The organism is Sphingomonas leidyi (assembly GCF_011761945.1).
GTDB lineage: Bacteria > Pseudomonadota > Alphaproteobacteria > Sphingomonadales > Sphingomonadaceae > Sphingomonas > Sphingomonas leidyi.
The window spans coordinates 667,306-690,102 of sequence record NZ_JAASQV010000002.1 but is presented as its reverse complement, the minus strand read 5'-3'; the positions used below and the strand labels follow the sequence as shown (position 1 = coordinate 690,102).

23 protein-coding genes and 1 tRNA gene are annotated in these 22,797 nt (G+C 68.9%); 8 read left to right on the top strand and 16 right to left on the bottom strand.

The features are described 5' to 3' along the window. Nucleotides 1–32 precede the first annotated feature (32 nt). Complete coding sequence (locus FHR20_RS13075; RefSeq protein WP_086127797.1) at nucleotides 33–470, bottom strand: DUF3576 domain-containing protein; 438 nt, start codon at nucleotides 468–470, stop codon at nucleotides 33–35. 227 nt (nucleotides 471–697) lie between these two features. Here FHR20_RS13075 and FHR20_RS13070 point away from each other — a divergent pair, with 227 nt between their 5' ends. After that, the gene (locus FHR20_RS13070; RefSeq protein ID WP_167300045.1) at nucleotides 698–1,432 is read left to right on the top strand and encodes a hypothetical protein; all 735 of its coding nucleotides are present in this window, start codon (nucleotides 698–700) and stop codon (nucleotides 1,430–1,432) included. A gap of 182 nt (nucleotides 1,433–1,614) precedes the next feature. Here the strand turns inward: FHR20_RS13070 and FHR20_RS13065 are convergent, their stop codons facing one another. After that, the gene (locus FHR20_RS13065) at nucleotides 1,615–2,142 is read right to left on the bottom strand and encodes a thiamine phosphate synthase (protein ID WP_167300044.1); all 528 of its coding nucleotides are present in this window, start codon (nucleotides 2,140–2,142) and stop codon (nucleotides 1,615–1,617) included. Between the two features lie 22 nt (nucleotides 2,143–2,164). On the opposite strand from FHR20_RS13065, the gene FHR20_RS13060 reads away from it, so the two are divergent. Beyond that, a complete protein-coding gene (locus tag FHR20_RS13060; RefSeq protein WP_167300043.1) occupies nucleotides 2,165–2,833 on the top strand; it encodes a YggS family pyridoxal phosphate-dependent enzyme in 669 nt (222 codons plus the stop codon). Then, nucleotides 2,830–3,492 (top strand): HAD family hydrolase, encoded by a 663-nt coding sequence (locus FHR20_RS13055; RefSeq protein WP_167300042.1) that lies wholly within the window; start codon nucleotides 2,830–2,832, stop codon nucleotides 3,490–3,492. The genes FHR20_RS13060 and FHR20_RS13055 overlap by 4 nt, the downstream gene beginning before the upstream one ends. A 38-nt stretch (nucleotides 3,493–3,530) precedes the next feature. Here FHR20_RS13055 and FHR20_RS22870 read toward each other — a convergent pair whose 3' ends face one another. From FHR20_RS22870 to FHR20_RS13030, 5 genes are all read right to left on the bottom strand, one after another. Beyond that, nucleotides 3,531–3,710: a hypothetical protein gene (locus tag FHR20_RS22870; RefSeq protein WP_243857311.1), complete on the bottom strand. Its 180-nt coding sequence runs from the start codon at nucleotides 3,708–3,710 to the stop codon at nucleotides 3,531–3,533. Between the two features lie 255 nt (nucleotides 3,711–3,965). After that, a complete protein-coding gene (ribA, locus tag FHR20_RS13045) occupies nucleotides 3,966–5,009 on the bottom strand; it encodes a GTP cyclohydrolase II (protein ID WP_243857310.1) in 1,044 nt (347 codons plus the stop codon). Continuing rightward, nucleotides 5,006–5,788, bottom strand: coding sequence for an exodeoxyribonuclease III (locus FHR20_RS13040; RefSeq protein WP_167300040.1), 783 nt, complete (start codon nucleotides 5,786–5,788; stop codon nucleotides 5,006–5,008). The genes ribA and FHR20_RS13040 overlap by 4 nt, the downstream gene beginning before the upstream one ends. Nucleotides 5,789–6,124: 336 nt before the next feature. Continuing rightward, the gene (locus FHR20_RS13035) at nucleotides 6,125–6,739 is read right to left on the bottom strand and encodes an outer-membrane lipoprotein carrier protein LolA (RefSeq protein WP_167300039.1); all 615 of its coding nucleotides are present in this window, start codon (nucleotides 6,737–6,739) and stop codon (nucleotides 6,125–6,127) included. An 88-nt stretch (nucleotides 6,740–6,827) separates the two neighbouring features. After that, nucleotides 6,828–9,149, bottom strand: a complete 2,322-nt coding sequence (locus tag FHR20_RS13030) for a DNA translocase FtsK (RefSeq protein ID WP_167300038.1) — start codon at nucleotides 9,147–9,149, stop codon at nucleotides 6,828–6,830. Nucleotides 9,150–9,293: 144 nt separating this feature from the next. On the opposite strand from FHR20_RS13030, the gene FHR20_RS13025 reads away from it, so the two are divergent. Beyond that, nucleotides 9,294–10,511 (top strand): FAD-dependent monooxygenase, encoded by a 1,218-nt coding sequence (locus FHR20_RS13025; RefSeq protein WP_167300037.1) that lies wholly within the window; start codon nucleotides 9,294–9,296, stop codon nucleotides 10,509–10,511. On the opposite strand, the gene FHR20_RS13020 is transcribed toward FHR20_RS13025, so the two are convergent. The 3 genes from FHR20_RS13020 to FHR20_RS13010 are packed head-to-tail and all read right to left on the bottom strand — an operon-like array spanning nucleotide 10,508 to nucleotide 12,419. Further along, nucleotides 10,508–10,903, bottom strand: coding sequence for a hypothetical protein (locus FHR20_RS13020; RefSeq protein ID WP_167300036.1), 396 nt, complete (start codon nucleotides 10,901–10,903; stop codon nucleotides 10,508–10,510). The two genes, FHR20_RS13025 and FHR20_RS13020, sit on opposite strands and share 4 nt — an antisense overlap. Beyond that, complete coding sequence (locus FHR20_RS13015) at nucleotides 10,900–11,520, bottom strand: LON peptidase substrate-binding domain-containing protein (RefSeq protein WP_167300035.1); 621 nt, start codon at nucleotides 11,518–11,520, stop codon at nucleotides 10,900–10,902. Before FHR20_RS13015 ends, FHR20_RS13020 begins: the two co-directional genes overlap by 4 nt. Next, nucleotides 11,517–12,419, bottom strand: coding sequence for a tetratricopeptide repeat protein (locus FHR20_RS13010; RefSeq protein WP_167300034.1), 903 nt, complete (start codon nucleotides 12,417–12,419; stop codon nucleotides 11,517–11,519). The genes FHR20_RS13015 and FHR20_RS13010 overlap by 4 nt, the downstream gene beginning before the upstream one ends. A gap of 175 nt (nucleotides 12,420–12,594) precedes the next feature. Here FHR20_RS13010 and FHR20_RS13005 point away from each other — a divergent pair. From FHR20_RS13005 to FHR20_RS12990, 4 genes are all read left to right on the top strand, one after another. After that, nucleotides 12,595–12,669: transfer RNA gene (locus FHR20_RS13005), tRNA-Gly, on the top strand. A 134-nt stretch (nucleotides 12,670–12,803) separates the two neighbouring features. Beyond that, nucleotides 12,804–13,229, top strand: coding sequence for a DUF2147 domain-containing protein (locus FHR20_RS13000; protein WP_167300033.1), 426 nt, complete (start codon nucleotides 12,804–12,806; stop codon nucleotides 13,227–13,229). A 60-nt stretch (nucleotides 13,230–13,289) separates the two neighbouring features. After that, the gene (locus FHR20_RS12995) at nucleotides 13,290–14,087 is read left to right on the top strand and encodes a DUF72 domain-containing protein (RefSeq protein WP_167300032.1); all 798 of its coding nucleotides are present in this window, start codon (nucleotides 13,290–13,292) and stop codon (nucleotides 14,085–14,087) included. A gap of 283 nt (nucleotides 14,088–14,370) precedes the next feature. Next, nucleotides 14,371–17,346: a TonB-dependent receptor domain-containing protein gene (locus FHR20_RS12990; RefSeq protein ID WP_167300031.1), complete on the top strand. Its 2,976-nt coding sequence runs from the start codon at nucleotides 14,371–14,373 to the stop codon at nucleotides 17,344–17,346. 75 nt (nucleotides 17,347–17,421) lie between these two features. On the opposite strand, the gene FHR20_RS12985 is transcribed toward FHR20_RS12990, so the two are convergent. The 6 genes from FHR20_RS12985 to hemC all read right to left on the bottom strand — a co-directional run bounded on the left by FHR20_RS12985 (nucleotide 17,422) and on the right by hemC (nucleotide 22,792). Further along, nucleotides 17,422–18,528: a CaiB/BaiF CoA transferase family protein gene (locus tag FHR20_RS12985; protein ID WP_167300030.1), complete on the bottom strand. Its 1,107-nt coding sequence runs from the start codon at nucleotides 18,526–18,528 to the stop codon at nucleotides 17,422–17,424. Next, nucleotides 18,525–19,043, bottom strand: a complete 519-nt coding sequence (locus FHR20_RS12980; RefSeq protein ID WP_167300029.1) for a GNAT family N-acetyltransferase — start codon at nucleotides 19,041–19,043, stop codon at nucleotides 18,525–18,527. Before FHR20_RS12980 ends, FHR20_RS12985 begins: the two co-directional genes overlap by 4 nt. After that, nucleotides 19,043–20,227 carry an acyl-CoA dehydrogenase gene (locus tag FHR20_RS12975; protein ID WP_167300028.1) on the bottom strand — a complete coding sequence of 395 codons (1,185 nt, stop codon included), beginning with the start codon at nucleotides 20,225–20,227 and terminating at the stop codon, nucleotides 19,043–19,045. Before FHR20_RS12975 ends, FHR20_RS12980 begins: the two co-directional genes overlap by 1 nt. Nucleotides 20,228–20,347: 120 nt before the next feature. Next, on the bottom strand, nucleotides 20,348–21,181 hold the full coding sequence (locus FHR20_RS12970; RefSeq protein WP_167300027.1) for a hypothetical protein: 834 nt from the start codon (nucleotides 21,179–21,181) through the stop codon (nucleotides 20,348–20,350). 31 nt (nucleotides 21,182–21,212) lie between these two features. Continuing rightward, the gene (locus tag FHR20_RS12965) at nucleotides 21,213–21,881 is read right to left on the bottom strand and encodes a uroporphyrinogen-III synthase (protein ID WP_167300026.1); all 669 of its coding nucleotides are present in this window, start codon (nucleotides 21,879–21,881) and stop codon (nucleotides 21,213–21,215) included. Continuing rightward, a complete protein-coding gene (hemC, locus tag FHR20_RS12960; protein ID WP_167300025.1) occupies nucleotides 21,878–22,792 on the bottom strand; it encodes a hydroxymethylbilane synthase in 915 nt (304 codons plus the stop codon). The genes FHR20_RS12965 and hemC overlap by 4 nt, the downstream gene beginning before the upstream one ends. Nucleotides 22,793–22,797: the final 5 nt, after the last annotated feature.

The following is a 22,797-nucleotide window of genomic DNA, read 5'->3' as shown; positions in this document are numbered from 1 at the left end:
CGGGAGAGCAGGCTGGAACCGTCACTAGGGGATCAGTTGGTGGCCACGGCGGCGCGGCGCAGATCGCGGGCGCGGGTGAGGATGATGTCCTCGAGCTTCTGCACCGTCGCGGCCTGGACCGGCGCGGCGACCCAGGCGCCGCCCCGGTTCACTTCGCGCAGCGCGGCGACGCGCAGCGCATCGGCGCGCAGATCCTGGTCGAGGATCGTCACCGTCACCTTCATCCGCTCGGTCTGCACGTTCGGGTTCACGTACCAGTCGGTCACGATCACGCCGCCGTTCGAATCCGTCTGGAGCAGCGGCATGAAGCTCAGCGTGTCGAGGCTGGCGCGCCACAGATAGGAGTTGACGCCGATCGTCGTCACCTTCGAGGCCGCGAGATCCGCCTCGGGACGCTTGGTGTGACCGCCGCACGCGGTGATCGAGAGAGCGAGCGACCCCAGGATCGCGGTGCGCAACAGGCGGTTCATCGTCACATTCCTAGCAGGCGAGAAAAGTCGGTGAGCATCTATAGTGGCGCATGTGGCGGGAGCAAGGCGGGAAGCCATGCTCCGATTCGCACGTTTGAAACACTGCTGGTTAAAGGGATCGCAAGCAGATTCTGTGGGTCTGGTGCAACACCGTCACGAAATTTGTGCCACCGGTGGAACCATGGTTCCGAATCATGGTAGGCGACATCATCTAGGGATTCATGACGATGCGAGTCGGACGGACGAGGACGGGAATTGCACTGGGGGCGCTCTGCGCTGCCGGGCTCCTGCTCGCGCCGGCGATTCAGGCGCAGACCAGCAGGGTCGATCGTGTCGCCCCTGCCAAGCGCGCCGCCGTGCCGGCCCGAGGCGGCATCGGCATTTTCACGCCCGCGGCCGCCGATCCCAAGCTTGCAGCGGTGCTTGCCCGTTCGGGCCTGCCCGAGGGCAGCTTCCGATTCACCCCGGCCGAAGCGCGCGGTAGCAGCCGCGGCGTCACGGTCGCGGTTCGCGCCAGCTCGAGCCGCGCGGTGCGCAGTCGCGACGTGGCGCATGACGTTGCCGTCGCGGCAGCGGCTCCGGTCAATCTGGCGCCGATATCGTACAATCTCGGCGTCTCGGTCGGCTGGAAGCGCCTGGCCGTCTCGGGCGACGTCACGCGCGTCGAGCTGGTCGACCAGCCCGGCAGCCGTGAGCGCGCCGATATCGGCGTCAGCTATACCGGCAAGCGCCTGAGCGGCCGCCTGAGTGCCTCGGCGGATCGTCCGCTGGCCAATACGCCGGTGCTGATCGGCGACAAGCCGAGCTATTCCATCGATCTCGGCGGCAGCTATTCGCTGACTCGCAACCTGGATGTGACCGCTGGCGTGCGCTATCGCAGCGAGGAAGATCGCCTGCCCAAGCTCAACGAGAGCCGGCGCGACAGCCAGGCCGTCTATGTGGGCACCGCTTTCCGCTTCTGACGGCGCGTCCGCTCCTCCCGGCATCTGACCTCGACCGACGTTTCCGCCATTCCGGGCGCGCTGCATTGTCCCGGCCATGGCCAAGGTCCGGGATGGCACCGGGCAAGAGGTTGCCGGAGACGGCAAGGCGCGCTTCGCAACCGACCTCCTGGCCCTGGATCCCCGCTTGCACGGGCTGCAACCTAGCCCTTCGCCCCGGTCCAGGCATCGATCGCCGCCCAGCCATATGTCCCGAACGGCCTGAGGCTTGCCGCCATGCGCGGGTCCATCCCGCCCAATGCGATCACCGGCACGCCGAGCCCCTGTACCAACTGGCCGAAGCGCACCCGCCCCAGCGCCCGCGCGCCTGGATGGGAGCGGGTGGGGAAGGCAGGCGAGACGAACAGGGCGTGGGCGCCCGCCCGTAGCGCGGCGATCGCCTCGCGGCGACTATGTGCCGGCGCGGTGCGCAGGCCCGGCCCATATGCGCCATGCGCGCCCGATTCGCCGCGCATCGACTGCGCACCGGCGCGGATCAGCACCAATCGCCGCCGGCGCGCCACCTTCAGCACCTTCGCGAACAGCGCCCGGCGCTCGGCCGGTGCCAGCCCATAGTGCCGGAACACCACCCCGCCGCCGCGCGGCAGCCGCTCCAGCGCATCCCACAGGGCATCGCCCATGCGTTCGTCGGTCATCAGCCAGAGGCGCGGGAGGGGGTGGCGGCGGCGCATCGCCCTGCCTATAGCGCGAGCCATGCCGATAGACGAAGCCAGCCAGCGCCTTGCCGATGTGCGCGCCCGAATCGCGCGCGCCGCCAGGATCGCCGGGCGCGAAGCCGACGCGGTCACGCTGATCGCCATCTCCAAGACGCACGATGCCGATGCGATCGGCCCGCTCCTCCGCGCCGGCCAGCGCGCGTTCGGCGAGAATCGCGTGCAGGAGGCCGAGGGCAAATGGCCGGCATTGCGCGAGGCGGCGCCGGGCGTGGCACTCCACCTGGTCGGCCAGCTCCAGTCGAACAAGGCCGAGGACGCCATCGCCCTGTTCGATGCGATCCACTCGGTCGACCGCCCCTCGCTGGTGCATGCGCTGGCCAGGGCGATGGACAAGGCCGGCAAGCGTCCCGCCTGCTTCCTGCAGGTCAATATCGGCGACGAGGCGCAGAAGGGCGGCTGTGCCGTGGCCGATCTGCCGGCCCTGCTCGGCGAGGCGCGCGCCGCCGATCTGCCCGTCCAGGGTCTGATGTGCGTGCCGCCCTTCGATCTCGAGCCCGCCCCCTATTTCGCCCTGCTCGCCAGCATCGCCCGCGATCACGGCCTTGGCGGGCTCTCCATGGGCATGTCGGGCGATTTCGAGACGGCAGTGACGATCGGCGCGACGCATGTCCGCGTCGGCACTGCCCTGTTCGGAGCGCGCGCATGAACTATGATGCCATATTGTTCGATTTCGACGGTGTGCTGCTCGAGAGCGAAGCGGCCGGCAACCGGCAGGTCGCGGCCTATCTGACCAGCATCGGCCATCCGACCACGCCCGAGGATTCGATGGCCAACTTCATGGGGCTGTCGGGCACGGATTTCCTCGGCGCGATCGAGCGCTGGATCGGGCGCGCGATCCCCGAGGATTTCCACACGGCCCGTTCCGAGGAGGACGCGCGCGTGCTGGCGGAGGGCCTGCCCGCCGTCGCGGGTGCGATTCGTTTCGTCGAGGCGCTGCCCGCCGGGTTGCCCCGCGCGATCGCATCGTCGAGCTCGACCCGGTGGATAAGCCGGCACCTCGCGCATCTCGGCATCCGTGCCGCGTTCGGCGACCATATCTATAGCGGCCATGAGCATGTCGCCCGCGGCAAGCCGGCGCCCGATCTCTATCTCCACGCCGCCGCCGCGCTCGGCGTGCCGATCCAGCGCTGCGTGATCCTGGAGGACTCGCCGGTCGGCGTTACGGGCGCGGTCGCCTCGGGCGCCGACGTCATCGGCCTGTGTGCGGGCTCGCACTGCGGACCCGACCATGCCGAGCGGCTCCGCGCGCTGGGCGTGAAGCGGATCGCGCACGATTTCGACGAGGTGGCGCGCCTCCTGGGCTGAGCGGCAAGGGTCCCGCGCCCTTTCCGCTGCGCCCCGCGCTAGAAGTCCCGGGCTCCCCGGGCGAGCAGATAGTCCCGCAACGCAATGGCGTCGGCCAGCGCATTGTGCGGCCGGCTGCTCGATGCCGCGCTGTCGAAGCCGAAGGCGTCGCACAGCTCGAAGCGGATGCGGTCGATCGGATGGCGACGGCCTGGCGCCGCGAAGCAGCTGCGCGGCATGGGCGATGTCCTCCGGCCAGTCGGCGACGAGCAGCGGATCGGGATCGCCGCCCAGATAGGCGGCGAAGGCCTGCCCCATTGCCGCCCGCGATATCGGCGCCGTATCGAGTACCGGCAGGATATGCTCGGCCACCCAGGGCGTCGGATCGGGGCAGGGCAGCGCTTCGTAGAAAGGCGTGCTGCCATCCTCGGGCGCCAGCGCCAGCGAGATCAGCGGCCCGCCGAAGCCGTTGAATTCGGTATCGAGGAAATACCTCAGAACTGGTGCCCCGTCCGGTCGCGCTTGGTGGCGAGATAGCGCGCATTGTGCGGATTGGGCGGCAGGAAGTGCGGCACGCGCTCGGCCACCCGGATTCCCGCTGCTTCCAGCGCCGCCACCTTGTCGGGATTGTTGGTCAGCAGCCGTACCTGGTGCTGGCCGAGCAGCGACAGCATCTTCGCCGCGGTGGCGAAGTTGCGTGCGTCGATCGCGAAGCCCAGCCGCATATTGGCATCGACCGTGTCGAAACCCTGGTCCTGCAGCGCATAGGCGCGCAGCTTGTTGATCAGCCCGATCCCGCGCCCCTCCTGGCGCAGATAGAGCAATATGCCCCAGCCGCTCTGCCGGATCTCGCGGATCGCTGCCTGGAGCTGCGGCCCGCAATCGCATTTCAGGCTGCCCAGCACGTCCCCGGTCAGGCATTCGCTGTGCAAGCGGACGAGCGGCGGCTGGCCGTTCGGTTCCCCGATCAGCAGCGCGACATGCTCGCCGGGCATCTCGTCGGTGCGGAAGGCGACGATCTCGCTATCCTCGGCATCGGCAACCGGCAGCCGCGCGCGGGCGACGATGCGGAGGCGGTCGGCATCTTCATGCGCATCGATGTCCGCGGGAGCGATCGCTTCCTCGCCGGCCGCCGGGCGCACGAAAAAGGCCGGCAGCAGCCCAGCGACGCGCGCCAGCCGCAGCGCTGCGGCGGCCAGCGCAGGCTCCGCCAGCGGAATCGCGCGGAAGGGGCCCTTCAGGGGCGTGGCGAGATCGAACTGCGGATCGGCGAGCGCAGTCGCCATGTCGAAGTCGAGCCAGGGCGCGCGTTGGACCAGCACCGGCGCATCCGGGGTCGCCGCGTCGCGCTGGTTGGCGAGCTTCAGCGTTGCCGCACGTCCGGCGGAGAGCAGCAGGTCGGCCTGGCCGCCCTCGTCGAATGCCGCGAGGCGGCGCGCATCGGCAGTTTCCACCGCGAGCAACGCAAGGCCACCGATCGCCACGGGCCAGCCCCGGCGCAGCGCATCGACGGCGCGGGCGGCTGCGTGCGCGCTCAAAAGTCGAACTCGGTCACGATGGGCACATGGTCGGAGGGCTTGAGCCAGGAGCGACAGGGCTCGCATACCTTGTGCGACACGGCCTTTGCGGCGACGTCGCGGCTCGCCCACATGTGATCGAGGCGGCGGCCGCGGTCCGACGCCGCCCAGTCCTTCGCCCGGTAGCTCCACCAGCTATAGTAGCGCGCCGGCGCGGGGATGAAATGGCGGCCGAGATCGACCCAGTCGTTCGCCGCCTGCAGCCGGCCAAGGGTCTCCACTTCGATCGGCGTATGGCTGACCACGTCGAGGAGCTGCTTGTGGCTCCACACGTCGCTTTCCAGCGGCGCGACGTTGAAATCGCCGGTCAGGATCGAGGGCACGCCCAGCCCCTCGGACCAGGCGATCATGCGTTCGAGGAAATCGAGCTTCTGGCCGAATTTCGGGTTCACCTCGCGATCGGGCACGTCGCCGCCGGCGGGCACATAGACATTCTCGAGCCGCACCCCGTTCGGCAGGCGCACGCCGACATGGCGCGCCTCGCCATTGGCCTGCCAGTCGAACCGGTCGTCCTCCACCACCGGCACCCTGGCAATGATCGCCACGCCGTGGTGCATGCGCTGGCCATGCTTGATGACATGGCCATAGCCCAGGGCGCGGAACGGCCCCTCGGGGAAGTCCCCGTCGATCACCTTGGTTTCCTGGAGGCAGAGGATGTCGGGTGCCTCCTCGCGCAGGAACTGCTCGACGATCTCGATGCGGAAGCGGACGGAGTTGATGTTCCAGGAAGCGATCTTCATCGGGCGGGATTTAGGAGGTGTTTCGCCTCCGCACCAGTCCGCTCCCCCACCCGGCCTTCCAGCGCCGGCATATTATGGGAGGCCGGGCGGGGAGCGGGCGGAGCAGCCCAGCGTTCCGGCGATGCGCAGCATCGGCGGAAAGGCCGCCGAGGCCCGAAGCAGGAAAGGAAAGGCCCCCGCTCCGGGGGCAATGGAGCGAGGGCCGACCTAGCGTTCGTCACGCAGGCGGGAAGTGAAGATCCCGAGCAACAGGGGGAAAATCCCGGGTACGCCCTCACATCCGCAAGACAGGTTCTAGGCTTGGCAACCTGTCGCCAGCATGAACGATGTTCAGCTTCAGCGCGGGCCCTGGCGGCGGGGATCGTTCCAGCGGAACGTTCCGTCGCTCACGTTCGTGTTGAACACCTGGTCCGACAGGCGGATCGTCGTGCGGTTGTTCTGCGAATCGAGTGCCACCCAGCCCTGGAGCATCAGCCCGGCCGGCGCGGAGGCGTTCTTCTGGAAGATCAGGGTGATCCGGCCATATTCGGGGTGATCCGAATCATGCACTTCCACCGAGACGAGCTGGTCGCTCGCGGTGGGGATCACCTTGGCGAACCTGGCGATGTCCTTTTTGGGGTTGAGCAGCACGGCAAGCGGCGAGTTGCCGATCGGCCAGCGCTCGACCTGGCGCACCTGATAGTCGATGAAATAGAGGCTGCGCCCGTCGGCGACGATCAGCTGGGGCACGCCCTTCTGATACTGGAAGCGGATCTTGCCGGGGCGCTTCAGCGTCATCGTGCCGGTGAGCGTGCGGCCGTTGCGGTCGGTCTGGGCGAAGCCGGCGGTCATCGAGCTCACGGCTTCGAGATGCTGCTGCACCTGGGCGAGCGTATCGGCCGGCGCAGGTGCGGCCGAGACCAGGGCCGGCGCTGCAAGGGCGAGGCTGAAGGCGAGGGGCCGTGCAAACACGTGTCGATTCTCCGAAATTGCGGCGGAATGGCCTGCAGGCTTGGGCTTGAATGTCCCCTGAACCCGCCAGGCGGGATATTCGATCCCCCTAGAGCTGTCGGCCGTCGGTATCCATCAGCACTTCCCGCCGGCCGACATGGTCGGGGCGCGAGACGAGCTCGTCCTTCTCCATGCGCTCGATCAGCCGGGCGGCGCTGTTGTAGCCGACGCGGAGCTGGCGTTGCAGCCACGAGGTCGAGGCCTTCTGGCTCTCCGCCACCAGCTGGATCGCGCGGCGATAGAGCTGGTCCTCCGGCGAATCGTCGCCCTCCGGCGCGCCGTCGAGGCTGAACCCGCCATCCTCGGGCTCCTCGGTGACGGCGGAGATATATTCGGGCGTACCCTGGGTGCGCCAGTGATCGGCCACCGCCTGCACCTCGTCGTCGCTGACGAAGGGGCCGTGGACGCGGACGATCTGCTTGCCGCCGGGCATGTAGAGCATGTCGCCCTTGCCGAGCAGCTGCTCGGCGCCCTGCTCGCCCAGGATGGTGCGCGAATCGATCTTGCTGGCGACGTAGAAGGAGAGGCGGGTCGGCAGGTTCGCCTTGATCACGCCGGTGATGACGTCGACCGAGGGGCGCTGCGTCGCCATGATCAGGTGGATGCCCGCCGCGCGCGCCTTCTGCGCCAGCCGCTGGATCAGGAACTCCACTTCCTTGCCCGCGGTCATCATCAGGTCGGCCAGCTCGTCGACGATCACCACGATCTGCGGCAGCGGCTGGAGGTCGAGCGCCTCTTCCTCGTAGATCGGCTTGCCGGTGTCGGGGTCGTAGCCCACCTGCACCTTGCGGCCGAGTTTCTGGCCCTTGGCCTTCGCCTGGCGCACCTTGTCGTTGAACGAGGCGAGGCTGCGGACATTGGCATGCGCCATCATCCGGTAGCGGTCCTCCATCTGCTCGACCGCCCATTTGAGCGCGCGCACCGCCTTGGCCGGCTCGGTCACCACGTCGGCGAGCAGGTGCGGGATGTCCTTGTACATGCTCAGCTCGAGCATCTTGGGATCGATCATGATCATCCGGCACTGCTCGGGCGTGAGCCGGTAGAGCAGCGAGAGGATCATGCAGTTGAGCCCCACCGACTTGCCCGAGCCGGTGGTGCCGGCGACGAGCAGGTGCGGCATCGGCGCCAGGTCGGCGATCACCGGATCGCCCGCGATGTTCTTGCCGAGCACCAGCGGCAGCGTCGCACCCTGGTCCTCGAAGGCCTGGCTGGCGACCAGTTCGTGCAGGTTGACCGATTCGCGCGCCGCATTGGGCAGCTCGATGCCGATCACGCTGCGCCCGGGGATGGTGGCGATGCGCGCCGAAGTGGCGGACATGTTGCGCGCGACGTCGTCGGCAAGCTGGATCACCCGGCTGGCCTTGATGCCCGCGGCCGGCTCGAGCTCGTACATGGTCACGACCGGCCCCGGCCGCACCTCGACGATCTGGCCCTTGACGTTGAAATCGTCGAGCACGCTCTCGAGCAGCCGTGCGTTGCGCTCCAGCGCCGCCTTGTCGATCCCGGCATTCTTGTTGACCGGCGGCGGCTTGAGCAGGTCGATTCCGGGCAGCTGATAGCTGTCCTTGAAGTCGAGGCTGGTCTGGGTCGGCGGCTTGGTCCGCGCGGGCGAGGGGGTGAGGTTGCGGTCGGCGATTACCGGGCCGGGGCGGTTGTCGGGCACCACCGTCTTGCGCGGCTCGCGGCCCTCGCGGATCTTTGGCTCGGGCGCGGCCTGCGGCTCCTTCTCCGGCGCGCCGAGAAGGGGCGCCTTGCCCGGCCCCTTGAGGTTCGGGATGCTCGGCAGGCTCACGCGCTCGGGCAGCGAGAAATCGAGGCTGCGCCACCAGACGAACAGGCCGATCAGCCCGCAGACCAGGCCAAGGCCGCGCCCCGCCCACCAGCCGATCGTCGGATCGCCGGTGAAGCCGATCAGCCAGTTGAACAGGCCGGCGATGCCGAGTCCGACCACGCCGCCCCAGCCGCCGGTCAGCGACAGCACCGCGTCGCTGGAAAAGAAGGCGAGCGCGGTCGCCATGAAGACCACGCCGATGGCGACGCCGCGGGACATCGGCCCCCAGTTGCCGACGGGGCGATCCTTGAGCAGGCGATAGGCGACGATCAGTCCGATCGGCAGGAACAGCCACACAGCGGGGCCGAGCAGCGCATAGAGCAGGTCGGCGATCCATGCGCCGGGTTCACCCATCCAGTTGCGTGCGGGGCCCGCCGCGGCAGTGTTCATCGACGGATCGGTCGGCTGATAGCTGCCCAGCGCCACGCCGAGCGCGAGCACGCCCAGGAACAGGACGGCTCCGCCGATCACCGCGCCGCTGCGGCGCGCGCCGGCCTTCATGGTTTCGCGCCAAAGCGGCGCTTGTGCCCGGGACGCCATGCCCAGCCTCCGGATTTTCAGGGGTGCGACGCGGTTAATCGCCCGAGCGGACTCCGGCGTCAAGCGTTCCCCGCACGTTCCGCCGTTTCCGCCTGTCGCATCGGCGGGGATGACGGGGGCGTCGTCCCGCGCTACGGCACGCCCATGGATCGCGCAGATGTCCTCATCCTCGGCGGCGGGCTGGTCGGCTCGGCGCTGGCCGCCGCGCTCGATGCGCACGGCATTTCCTCGATCGTGGTCGATCCCGCCGATCCGGCGCAGATCCTCGCCGCCCGGCACGACGGGCGCGCCTCGGCGATCGCCAGCGCGCCGATGCGCATGTTCGAAGCGATCGGCGTGGCGACGCGCCTGGCGGGCAAGGGCTGCCCGATCGCGGGCATCCGCGTCTCGGACGGGCTCGATCCCGGCAAGCTCGATTTCGCGCCCGGCGAGGGCGAAGGGGCGCTCGGCCACATGTTCGAGAACCGGGTGCTGCGTACCGCGCTCTACGAAGCCGCGGTCGCCGCCCCGCTGGCGGATGTGCGGATGCAGACTCGCGCGCTCCGCGTGGAACGCGGCGAGTTCGGCGTATCCGCCCAGCTGAGCGACGGCACCATCGTCCATGCCCAGCTGCTGGTGGGCGCCGAGGGCCGCAACTCGCCGACGCGCGAGGCCGCCGGGCTCAACACGGCGCGCTGGAGCTACGACCATGCCGCCATGGTCGCCACGCTCGGCCATGCGCGCAGCCACGAGAACATCGCCTTCGAGATCTTCTATCCGACCGGCCCGTTCGCGATCCTGCCGCTGCTCGACGACGCGCATGGCCATCGCTCGGCCGTGGTGTGGACGGTCAATGCCCGCGATGCCGCCGGCATGATGAAAATTTCCGAGCGCGCCTATCTGGCCGAGGCGGAGAAGCGCATGGGCGGGTTCCTGGGCAAGCTCGGGCCGCTCACTGCGCGCTTCAGCCATCCGCTCGGCTTCCACCATGCCGCCTGGATCACCGCCGACCGGCTCGCGCTGGTCGGTGATGCGGCGCACGGCATCCATCCGATCGCCGGGCAGGGCGTGAACGTCGGCTTTCGCGACGTTGCCACGCTGGTCGAGGTGCTGGTGGACGGCAAGAGGCTGGGCCTCGACATGGGCGACCCACAGCTGCTCGCGCGCTATCAGCGCTGGCGCGGGCTCGACACCTTCATGGTCGCCGCCGCGACCGATGGGCTCACTCGCCTGTTCGGCATCCCCGGCAAGACCGCGAGCGCGGTCCGTCGCTTCGGCCTTTCGGCGGTCGACCGGTTGCCGCCGCTCAAGCACTGGTTCATGGCCGAGGCGCGGGGCGAGAGCGGCGACGTGCCGAAGCTGCTGCAGGGGATGACGGCTTAGCGGACCGTTTCGCCGCGCTCGACGGCGATCGCCGTTTCGGCGCCGATCTCGCGAGTCATGATGAAGCTGCCCGACCAGATGCCGGGGATCTCCCAACGGCCGTGGATCTCGGTGCCCTCGGCCTTGACCGTCCCGTCATACAGCACCGTGTCGAAATTCTCGTCGCCATTGTCGTAGAATTTGGCGAAGCGCACCGCCTCGCCGTCGCGGCTGCCGTCCACGGTGGCGGTGAGATGCTCGTCGCCAAGATATTCATCGACTTCCTCGATCGTGCCAGAGATGCGGCCGCCGCTCTCGAACAGCACCGCGTCAAACGGCACCGGGGGACTATCGTCAGGATAGTTGTAGATGCCGATCCAGCGTCCGCTGAGCGGCGTTTCGGCACCGCTCATTGCAGCGTCCCCTCGTCGCCATCGTGGCGACCGAAGAACTGCATCAGCTGGACGATCAGCTCCGATCGCTCGGCCAGCGAATCGGCCTCGAGCAGCGCCTGTTTCGAAGCGACGTCGAACGGTGCGATCTGGGCGATGCCGTTGACCAGCGATTCGTCGTCCAGCCGGCTCACCGCCTCCCAGTCGACCGCATAGCCGAGCCCGTCGGCGAATCGCCGCGATTCGATCTCGAGGGCGGCGCGCTCCGCCATGGCGAGCACTTCGACATCGCCCGCCTGCTCCAGCGCAGCCTCGACCTGGCGGAACGGCGTCGTGACGTCGAGCTCGCGCACCACGGCGAAACGGGCCAGCCCCTCGAGCACGATGTCGAAGCGCCCGTCGTCGAGCGCCTCCACTTCGGCGATGCGGCCGACACAGCCGATCTCGAACAGGGACGGCGAGTCGCCCGGGCCGCGCGGCTGGATCATTCCGATCCGCCGGTCGCGTGCCAGCGCATCGGAGACCATCGCCCGGTAGCGCGGCTCGAAGATGTGGAGCGGCAGATGCATGCGCGGGAAGAGCAGCGCGCCGCCCAGCGGGAATATCGAGAGGCGCGAGAGCGTCCCGCCGGAAATCATCCGAACAGGATCGCCGACAGCTTGCGGCGCTGCGCCGCGACCCAGGGATCCTCCAGCCCGGCTGCCTCGAACAGCTTGAGCAGCCGCTGGCGCGCCGCGCCTTCGTTCCATTCGCGATCGTCGCGGATCATGCCGAGCAGCGTCGCGGCCGCCGCCTCGCGGTCGCCCGCCGCCATCTGGCCGCCGGCGAGTTCGTAGCGCGCCTCCATGTCGCCGGTCGCCGCCTGCGCGGCGAGGCCGCTCAGGTCCTCGACCGGCCGGGCTTCCTTCGCCAGCGCGATCGCGGCGCGCGCCTGCTCGATCTCGGCGCCCCGGGCATCTTCGGGCAGCGCCGCGAGTACGGCCTCGGCCTCGTCGGTCCGGCCCAGTGCGAGCAGGGCGCGGGCGCGGGCGGCGGCGATCGCGCCATGTTCGGGCGCCATTTCGGCGATCTGCTCGAAGATCGCGAGCGCGCGTTCGGCATCGCCTTCGGCCAGCACCTGCTCGCCCATCGCGATCAACGGCTCCAGCTCGGCTTCCGCCTGCGCGTCGGCGCTCTGCACGGGAAGCTGGCGCAGGATCTGGTCGAGCATCGTGCGCAGCTGCGATTCGGTGCGTGCCGAGCTGAGGTCGGCGACCAGCTGGCCCTGGAACATCGCATAGACGGTCGGGATCGAGCGGACCTGGAACTGGTTGGCGATGAACTGATTCGCATCGACATCGACCTTGGCGAGGACGACGCCCTTGCCGGCATAATCGGCCGCGACCTTTTCGAGGACGGGTGCCAGCGCCTTGCAGGGGCCGCACCATTCCGCCCAGAAATCGATGATGACCAGGCTGGTCATCGAGGGCTCGACGACGTCGCGGCGGAACGCGTCGACGGCATCCTTTTCCGCGGGGGTGAGTCCAAGCGTGGCCAAGGCAGGTGCTCCTGAAAAGTGCTTTATGGTTTCGCGGCGATATGTGGGCTTTCGCGCGTCATGCGCCAAGCCTCTAAAAAAGTTGCGTGCATGGGGTTGCCGACCCCCAAAGCCGGTGCTAGTGGCCGCGCCTCACCCGCCCGGTGCGCTCAATCGCCCGGGCCAGAACGCCAGAGCGGGCGTAGCTCAGGGGTAGAGCACGACCTTGCCAAGGTCGGGGTCGAGGGTTCGAATCCCTTCGCCCGCTCCAGCGTTTCCTGCCGGATCTCCGGCATTTTCAGGAAACCCGGACCGCCTCGGTCATCGTCGATGAAGCAGGTTCGCGCTTGCCCACCGGCGTTCACTTCAGCGCGGGTACAGGTTTCAACCCTGACAAGCGCCGCCATGTTCGGTAGGTTCTTCCGGGTGATTCTGCCCGCGCTCGCATTTTCTTCCGTGTTCGCCGCCCCTGCGTCGGCGGGCGCTTCGTCGGACGTGCCGATCGCCAGCGTGTGGCGCAATCCCGACAACAGCGTCCATGTCCGCATCGATCAATGCGGCGGCGCGATCTGCGGGACGGTCACCTGGGCGAACCAGGAGGCGATCGCCGACGCGCGGAGCGGCGGCACCGAGCAGCTGGTCGGCACGCATCTGTTCCGCGATCTCAAGCCCACCGGCCCCGGCAAGTGGAGCGGCAAGGTCTTCGTGCCGGACCTTCGCCAGACCTTCTCGGGCACGCTCCAGTTCCAGGACGGCGACAAGATGGTCGGCAGGGGCTGCGTGCTGTTCGGGATCATCTGCAAGTCGCAGACCTGGTCGCGGGTGCGCTGACCGGGTTTGGCCGCAGCCTTCGGGCTGGCGGCGCGGCGCGGAGCGGCTAGGGTCGGGCGCATGAGCAACGCACCCATTCGAGTCGGCATCGGCGGCTGGACCTTCGAGCCCTGGCGCGGGACCTTCTATCCGGAGGGGCTCAGCCAGAAGAAGGAGCTGGAATATGCCTCGCGCCAGCTGACCGCGATCGAGATCAACGGCACCTATTATTCCAGCTTCAAGCCCGCGACGTTCGAGGGCTGGGCGAAGACGGTGCCCGACGGCTTCGTCTTCGCGGTGAAGGGCTCGCGCTTCTGCACCAATCGCAAGGTGCTGGCCGATGCCGGCGAGTCGGTGGCGAAGTTCGTCGGCCAGGGCGTGGTCGCGCTGGGGGATCGGCTGGGGCCGCTGATGTGGCAGTTCATGGCCACCAAGAAATTCGACGCCGCCGATTTCGGCGCCTTTCTCGATCTGCTGCCGCGCACGCACGAGGGCGTCACGCTGCGCCACGCCGTGCAGGTCCGCCACGAGAGCTTCGCGGTTCCCGAATTCGTCGCGCTGTGCCGCAAGGCCGGCGTCGCGATCGTCTATGCCGATTCGCCGCAATATCCCGCGATTGCCGACGTCACCGGCGACTTCGTCTATGCCCGGCTCGAGGCGGGAGAGGACGACAATCCCTTCTGCTATCCCGAAGCCGATCTTCCGCGCTGGACCGCCGCGGCCAGGACCTGGGCTTCGGGCGGCCGGCCCGAAGGCCTGCCCTATGTCGAGGAACGGGACCCGCCCGCGGCGCCGCGCGAAACCTTCCTGTTCTTCATCCATGGCGGCAAGGTGCGGGCGCCCGCCGCGGCGCGGGAACTGATCCGCCGACTCGGCTAGCGTGGCTGACCACGAATCCACCGGTCCGGCCGCAAGATCCTCCGAACTGGCCGTAATCTGAGAGGTTTCGTAATAACTTTGCAGTCTTGCAAAATGGCAGACACATATCAGTAAAGATGCGTGCCTTTCGGGATACAGACCTGAGGCAAAAGATCGGCCCGTTTCTTCGGCGCTTTACGCGTGAATCCGTCGCTCTCATCCCGATGCGAACGCATGTTGTTCAGGCATGCGTCGGCTCACACCCTGCGCGACATTTGCGCGGGGCAGGTAGGAAAAGGGTATCATGTTCACGCGTAATTTCGCTCGCACGCTTCGTGCGGGGACCGCGCTCCCGGCGCTGTCCCTGGCTACCAGCCTCTTCGTCGTCCCCGCCTTCGCGCAGGACACCGCCCCCACCTCCACGCCTCCCACCACCGCCTCCACGCCCAGCCAGAGCCAGGCCGCACCGGCGGCCGACGACGCCGAGATCGTCGTCACCGGCTCGCTGTTCGCGACTCGAGTCACGACGTCGCCGGTGACCACCGTCACGGCCGAATCGCTCGATCAGCGCGGCATCAGCACCGTCCAGGACGGCCTGCAGCGCCTTGCCGCGAATAACGGTCCCACGCTCACCAACAGCTTCTCGGCCAATGGCGCGTTCGCCGGCGGCGCGTCGGGCATCTCGCTGCGCGGCCTGACGACCAACTCTACGCTGGTGCTGTTCGACGGCCTGCGCGCGGCCTATTATCCGCTCGCCGACGACGCGACTCGCAACTTCGTCGATCTCAACACCATTCCGGACGACATCGTCGACCGCGTCGAAGTGCTGAAGGACGGCGCTTCGTCGAGCTACGGCGCCGATGCGATCGCGGGCGTGGTGAACATCATCACCAAGCGCAGCTTCACCGGCCTCTCGGCCCGGGCCGAGGCCGGCGTCTCGCAGGACGGCATCGCGGCGACCCAGCGTTTCTCGGTCACCGCCGGCACCGGCGACCTCGATCGCGACGGGTTCAACGCCTATATCAGCGGCTTCTACTATCACGCCGATGCGGTCAGCACCCGCGACCTGCGCCGTCCGTTCAACTCGGACGACCAGACCGCGATCGGCGGGCCGAACAACCTGATCAACGGCGACAATTTCGGGACCACCGCCGCCGGCTCGAACCTCTATGTCGCGCCGGGCTCGGGCGGCCGCTACCAGCTGCTCGGGAGCGGTTGCGCCAATGGCACGCTGATCCAGACCACGGCGGCCCAGCAGGCGGCCAGCGGCCTGGTGCCCACGTCGATGTGCCAGCAGGACATGACCAACCGCTACGGCGTGGTCGCGCCGGAGATCGATCGCTTCGGCTTCACCGCGCATGTCGCCAAGACGTTCGGCGAATCGACCGAGGCTTATCTGGAGCTCAACTTCCAGCAGTCGCGCAGCCAATATTCGGGGCTGCCGTCGTCGATCTACGCCAATGCGCCGGCGGGCATCTATTATCCCCCCTATTCGACGCGCGGCAGCGGCCCGAGCTTCGCGCCGGGTTCGGGTGCGCTGACGCTTCCGGTCTATGTCTGCGCCGCGCGCGTGAACTGCACCGCGGCCAACGGCACGCTCAACCCGAACAACCCGTTCGCGGCTTCGGGCCAGACGGCGCTGCTGATCGGCGGCATGCCCAACATCACGCGCTATGACGAGAGCCGCAGCCGCGTGTATCGCGCCGCCGCGGGCATCAACGGCAGCTTCGGCGACGACTGGAACTACAAGATCGATGCGACGGCGATGCACACGGATCTGCGCCGTACGTCCGACGGCTATATCTATATCCAGCACCTGCTCGACGTGATCGCCGACGGCACGTACAATTTCGTCAATCCCTCGGCCAACAGCGCTGCGATACAGAACTATCTGGCACCGACGCTCAACACCGATGCGTCGTCGGATCTCTACCAGGTCCAGGCGAGCGTGAGCAAGGCGCTGTTCCAGCTTCCGGGCGGCCCGGTCCAGCTCGCGGTGGGCGGCTCGCTCTTCTACGAAGCGGTCGATTCGCCCTCGGCGAACAGCGACATCAACGGGCCGACCCAGCGTTACTTCACGATCAACGCGTTCGGCACCGAGGGGCACCGCACGGTCACCTCGGCGTTCGGCGAGCTGAGCGTGCCGGTGTTCGAGTTCCTCGAGCTCAACGCGTCGGGCCGCTACGACCATTATTCGACCGGCCAGAGCAATTTCTCGCCGAAGGTCGGCGCGAAGATCAAGCCCTTCGAGATGCTGACGCTGCGCGGCAACTGGTCGCGCGGTTTCCGCATCCCCAGCTTCGGCGAGGCGAACGCGCTGCCGACCACGGGGTACGTCACCAACTCGGCCGGCCTGTTCAATGATGCGTATCTGGCGCAATATGGCTGCTCGGTCGCGACCTTCAGCACCGCCTGCCCGCAATATCTGCGGACGGCGAGCTATGGCCAGACCACGCTCGCCTCGCCCGACCTGAAGCCGGAGAAGTCGCGCAGCATCACGCTGGGCGCCGTCTTCCAGCCGATCCGCAACGTCTCGCTGAGCGTCGACTATTTCAACATCAAGAAGACCGACGCGATCACGTCGCTTTCCTCGGGAGTGGCGCTCCAGGCCTATTATGCCGGCAATCCGATCCCGGCCGGCTACACGATCATCCCCGACGCGGCGGATCCGGCCCATCCGGGGGCGCTGCCGCGCGTGGCCTATGTCCAGTCGCACTATGTCAACGCCAACACCCAAAAGGCGGAAGGCATCGACTTCGCGGCGAACGGGCGCTTCCGCTTCGGCGACGTGACCTGGACGAGCAATCTCGACGCGACGCTCATGCTCGAGCTCAGCACCACGCTGCCCGACGGCACGCGCCAGACCTATGTCGACACGCTCGGCAACTTCAACCTGACGGCGGGCACCGGCACCTTCCGCTGGCGGGGCAGCTGGATGAACAGCTTCGCGATCGGCAACTACTCGCTCACCGGCACCGCCAACTACACGTCGGGCTACAACCTGTCGGCGATGGACCAGGGCAATGCGTATGAGGATTGCGGCCTGGCGCCGTCGCCCGCGTACACGGGCTGCCGCGTGAAGAGCTACTTCACGTTCGATCTGAACGCGACCGCCAAGATCGCGGACAAGTTCACCATCTATGCGAACGTGCTCAACCTGTTCGATCGCCTGCCGGGCGTCGATCCGGTCACCTATGGCGCGTATCTCTACAATCCGGTCCAGGCCGGCGACAACATCTATGGTCGCCGCTTCACCGTGGGCGCGAAGCTCAATTTCTGATCTTCGCCCAGAGCCGAGACGAAAGAGGGCGGTCCCGAAAGGGGCCGCCCTTCTTCCTTGCCGCGCTTGCCGGCGTCAGGGCCGCCTGGGGCTGGCCCGGTCGGCGGCCATGCGCTCGCCGTCGATCATGATCGGCGTGGCGATGCCGGGCAGGCCGTCGCGCGCGATCTTCATGCCCCGCGCCACCACCTGCGGATCGGCGAACACTTCGTCGACGCTGTTGATCGGCCCGGCCGGCACGCCTTCGGCCTCCAGCGCCTCGTAGAGATCGGCCTTGGCCCATTGCCGGATCGCCGCTTCCAGCAGCGGGATCAGCGCCGCGCGGTTGACCACCCGCTGCGGATTGGTCGCGAAGCGCGGATCGGCGCAATAGTCGAGCCCCAGCACCCCGCACAGCTTGCGGAACTGCGAATCATTGCCCACCGCGATGATCAGTTCGCCGTCCCGCGCCTGGAACGCCTGATAGGGCACCAGATTGGCGTGTCCGTTGCCCATCCGGTGGGGCACCTTGCCCGATGCCATCCAGCCCAGCGCCTGGTTGGCGAGCACGCCCACCTGGGTGTCGAGCAGCGCCATGTCGATATGCGCGCCCGCGCCGGTCACGTCGCGCCGGCGCAGCGCCGCCAGGATCGCCACCGCCGAATAGACGCCGGTGAAGATGTCGGCATAGGCGATGCCCGCCTTTTCCGGTGGGCCGTCGGGCTCGCCGGTCAGCGACATGAAGCCGCCCATGCCCTGGATGATGAAATCATAGCCCGCGCGCGGCGCATAGGGGCCGGTCTGGCCGAAGCCGGTGATCGAGCAGACGATCAGCCGGGGATGGCGCGCCCGCAGCGAAGCCGCGTCGAGCCCGTATTTCACCAGCCCGCCGACCTTGTAGTTCTCGATCACCACATCGGCGTCCGCCACCAGCGCATGCACCGCCGCCTGCCCCTCGGGCGTGGCGATGTCGATCGCCCGGCTCTCCTTGCCGCGGTTGCAGGCGTGGAAATAGGCGGCGTCGCGATTTTCGCCCTCGGCATCGTGGAGGAAGGGCGGCCCCCAATGCCGGGTGTCGTCGCCTTCGCCCGGCCGCTCGACCTTCACCACTTCGGCGCCCAGATCGGCGAGCAGCTGCCCGCACCAGGGCCCGGCGAGGATCCGCGCCAGCTCGACGACTCTGATTCCCGCCAGCGGCTTCATGGACGATGGATCTCGTAGATGAGGTGCGGCTTCATCTCGCCCGCCATCATCCGGTCGACCGTGCCTGGCCGCGCCACGCCGCCGATCTTCTCCATCGCCCTGCGGGAACGCACATTCCCCGCGCCCACGGTGAACACCGCGGTGCGCACGAACCGGTGGATGTGATCGAGCATCAGCCGCTTGATCTCGCGATTATAGACGCCGCCCCAATAGGCGCGGGCCAGATAGGTCCAGCCGATCTCGATCTCGTCGGCCGCTTCGTCCCAATTGTCGAAGCGCGACGCGCCGATCACCGTGCCGGTCGCCTTGTCGAGGATCGTCAGCGCCCCGCCGCTGGCGATGCCGGCGTCGAAATAGGCGCGGAACACCGGCTCCTGCCAGCGGTCATGCGCCGGATGCACTTCCCAGACGAGCGGATCGGAAGCGACGGCGTACAGCGCGTCCCAGTCCGCCGGGGTACTGGGGCGCAGCACCACCAGCGCGCCTTCCAGCATGGGCTGCCGCTCGGGCGCCATCAGAACGCCGCGATCCCGGTGATCGCGCGGCCGAGGATCAGGCCATGGACGTCATGGGTGCCCTCATAGGTGTTGACGGTCTCGAGGTTGATCGCGTGGCGCATCACATGGAATTCGGCCGAGATGCCGTTGCCGCCATGCATGTCGCGGGCGATGCGGGCGATGTCGAGCGCCTTGCCGCAATTGTTGCGCTTGATGATGCTGATCGCTTCCGGAGCGAGCATGCCCTCGTCGAACATCCGGCCCGCGCGCAGCGCCGCCTGGAGCCCGAGCGCGATCTCGGTCTCCATGTTGGCGAGCTTGAGCTGCACCAGCTGGTTTGCCGCCAGCGGCTTGCCGAACTGGGCGCGGTCGAGCGTATATTGCCGGGCGGCGTGGAAACAGGCCTCGGCCGCGCCCATGCTGCCCCAGGCGATGCCGTAGCGCGCGCGGTTGAGGCAGCCGAACGGCCCCTTCAGTCCCTGCACCTCGGGCAGCAGCGCGTCCTCGCTCACTTCCACCCCGTCCATCACGATCTCGCCGGTGATGCTGGCGCGCAGCGAGAGCTTGCCCTCGATCTTGGGCGCCGACAGCCCCTTCATGCCCTTTTCCAGCACGAAGCCCTTGATGCCGCCGCCATGCGCCTCGCTCTTCGCCCAGACGACGAACACGTCGGCGATCGGCGAATTGGTGATCCACATCTTGGAGCCGGTCAGGCGATAGCCGCCGTCGATCTTTGCCGCGCGGGTGCGCATGCCGCCGGGATCGGAGCCGGCATCGGGCTCGGTCAGGCCGAAACAGCCCACCCATTCGCCGGTGGCGAGCCTGGGGAGATATTTCCGCTTCTGCGCCTCGGTGCCATAGGCGTTGATCGGGTGCATCACGAGCGAGCTCTGCACCGACATCGCCGAGCGATAGCCCGAATCGACGCGCTCCACTTCGCGCGCGACCAGCCCGTAGGAGACATAGCCCAGCCCGGCGCCGCCATAGGCTTCGGGGATGGTCGCGCCCAGCAGGCCCAGCGCGCCCATCTCGGCCATGATCTCGCGGTCGAACCGCTCCTCCAGATAGGCGCCGGTGACGCGCGGCAGCAGCTCGCCCTGCGCATAGTCGCGGGCGGCATCGCGGACCATCCGCTCCTCGTCGGTCAGCTGCGCATCGAGCCCGAAGGGGTCCGACCAGTCGAACCGGCCCATCTCTGCCATTTCCTCGTCCTTCTCTCGTCGGCCCGGCAAAGAGAGAAGCCGGGCGTTGCTCCGCCGTCCCGCTTAACGGCTCCGGTTCCGGGCGCGCGTCGGGATGGCGGCATGGGGTATGCGGTGCGGCTATCCCGCCTGCCTGGCGGCCGGCGACGGCACGTCCATCGCGGCGCGCTCGATCTCGGCGAGCCCGGTGCGGGCGGCGACATAGCGCCGGGCGGCGCTGGTCCAGCTCTCGGCAACCGCGACGCCGGGCATATGGGCGACTTCGGCGAGCGCCGCCTCGACATCGCCGCGGTCGAGCGCGCGCCGGGCGCGGCGCAGCCGCTCGGCGGGCAGCGGGCTCGGCGTGTCGGCTTGGCGCAGCACCACCAGGTTGCCGAGCATCCGGCGCACCCGGTTCCACAGGCTGTCGCTCGGATCGTTGGCGAGGCGCGGCCCCAGCGTGTCGAGCGCCAGCCGCAGGTCCTCCAGCGTCACCGGCTGGGCGGCGGCGCGCAGGATCGCGGCGACCGCGTCGCCGTCATGCTCGCCGAAACGCTGCTTGAGCTGGCCCTCGAGCGGCCCCAGCGGCTGGCCGCGCTCGAGCGCGCGGCGCGTCGCGAGGACGATCATCATCCGCTCGGCCCGCGTCGCATAGGAAGCGGCGTTGCGGGCGCTGCCATCGGCGTCGCGCAGCCGCAGCTCGATCTGGTCGAGCTTGCCCGCCAGCTGCGTCTCGCGGGCGCTGAGCGTGGCAAGGTCGGTGCCCGGCGGCAGCGCCGGGATTGCCGGCTGGGCGCTGGCATTGGGAGAGGGCAGGGGCGCCGGTGCGGGCGCGCGCGGCGAAAGGCCGCCGGCCAGTCCCACGGCACCGATGGTCACACCTATTCCGCCGGCGAAGGCGATCGTGCCGATCAGGCTGGCGCTGCGCCACCAGGGCACGCGCGGCGCCGCGGGCGCGAAGGTCTCGTCGCTCATGGGCCCTTATTCGCCGTGTGGCCCTGCCCGGTCAATCGGCGAGCTGCAGGGCGAGTGCGATCAGCGTGTCCGCCTGCACGTCCGCGGCGATCTCGACGCGGCGCCAGCCCGGGCCGGCCGCGGCGGCCGCGCGGGCGCTGATCGCGGCGATGCCGATGGTCGCGCGGTGCTCGGGCGCCACCAGTTCGGCGAGCCGGGCTCCGGCCCGGGCGGACTGGACGAGCGCGATCGCCCCGTGCAGCCGCGCCGCCTGTTCGGGCGCGATCGCCAGCGGCTCGCTGGCATAGACGGTGATCGCCCGGGCGATGATGCCGCCGGCTTCAAGCATCCGCGTGCGTCCGCCCAGCAGCAGCGCGCGGCGCACCCCGGCGGCTGCGGCCGCGACCAAGAGGGCGGCCCCGTCCTCCCTGCCGGCAGAAGCGATGGCGAAGCCCGCGTGCCGCGCCGCCTCGGCGGTCGCGCTGCCCACGGCATGCACGGGCAGGCCCCGTAGCGCGCCCAGCTGCGGCCCGCCATGGCGCAGGGCATTGGCGCTGGTCAGCAGCAGCGCGTCGAACGCCGCGGGATCGGGCGCGCGCCAGGGGACCGGCCCGGCGGCGAACAGGGGCAGGCGGATCGCCGTCCGCCCCGCCGCCTCGATCGCCGCGGCGGTCGCGCCGTTGCCGGGCTCGGGCCGGAGCACGGCGATCGGGCGGCTCACCCCTCGAACAATCGGCGCACCGCTGCCGGCGCCCGTGCCAGCAGGTCGCGGGCAAGCGCGGCGGGCAGGGCATGGTCGAGCGGTGCCCCCTCGATCGCGCCATGGACATGGGCGGCGCCGTCTTCCGAGAGCAGCTCGGCCTCGAGCGTCAGGATGCCGCCCGCGATCGTCGCCAGCGCGGCGACGGGCGAGTGGCAGCCGGCCTTGAGCGCCGCCAGCAGCGCGCGCTCGGCGGCGATGCAGGCATGCGTCTCCACATGGTCTATCGCCCGCAGCATCTCGCGGGCATGGGCATCGTCGGCGCGAATCTCGACGCCCACTGCTCCCTGGGCCGGCGCGGGGAGGAGGATGTTGGTGGGGATCGGCGTGCCGACGTCATGGCGCCGGAGCCGGTCGAGTCCGGCCGCGGCGAGCAAGGTCGCATCGGCCTCGCCCTGCGCCAGCCGGGCCAGCCGCGTGTCGACATTGCCGCGGAACAGCGTGACCGAAAGATCGGGCCGCAGCCGCCGGATCTGCGCGGCCCGGCGCGGCGAACTGGTGCCCAGCACGCCGCCCTGCGGGATCGCCGCGATCGACGGGGCACCGACCAGCCGGTCGCGCACATCGGCGCGGGGCAGCATCGCGGCGATGGCGAGCATATCGGGGCGCAGCGTCTCGACGTCCTTCATCGAATGGACCGAAGCGTCGATCTCGCCGGCGAGCAGCGCCCGGTCGAGCTCCTTGGTCCACAGCGCCTTGCCGCCGATCTCGGCGAGCGGACGGTCCTGCACCTTGTCGCCGGTGGTGCGGATCACGACGATCTCGAAGTCGCTCGCGGGCCGCCTGTGCGCGGCGGCGAGCGCGTCGCGCACCATCTCCGCCTGTGTCAGCGCGAGCGGCGAACCCCGGGTACCCAGTTTGAAAACGGCCATGTCCG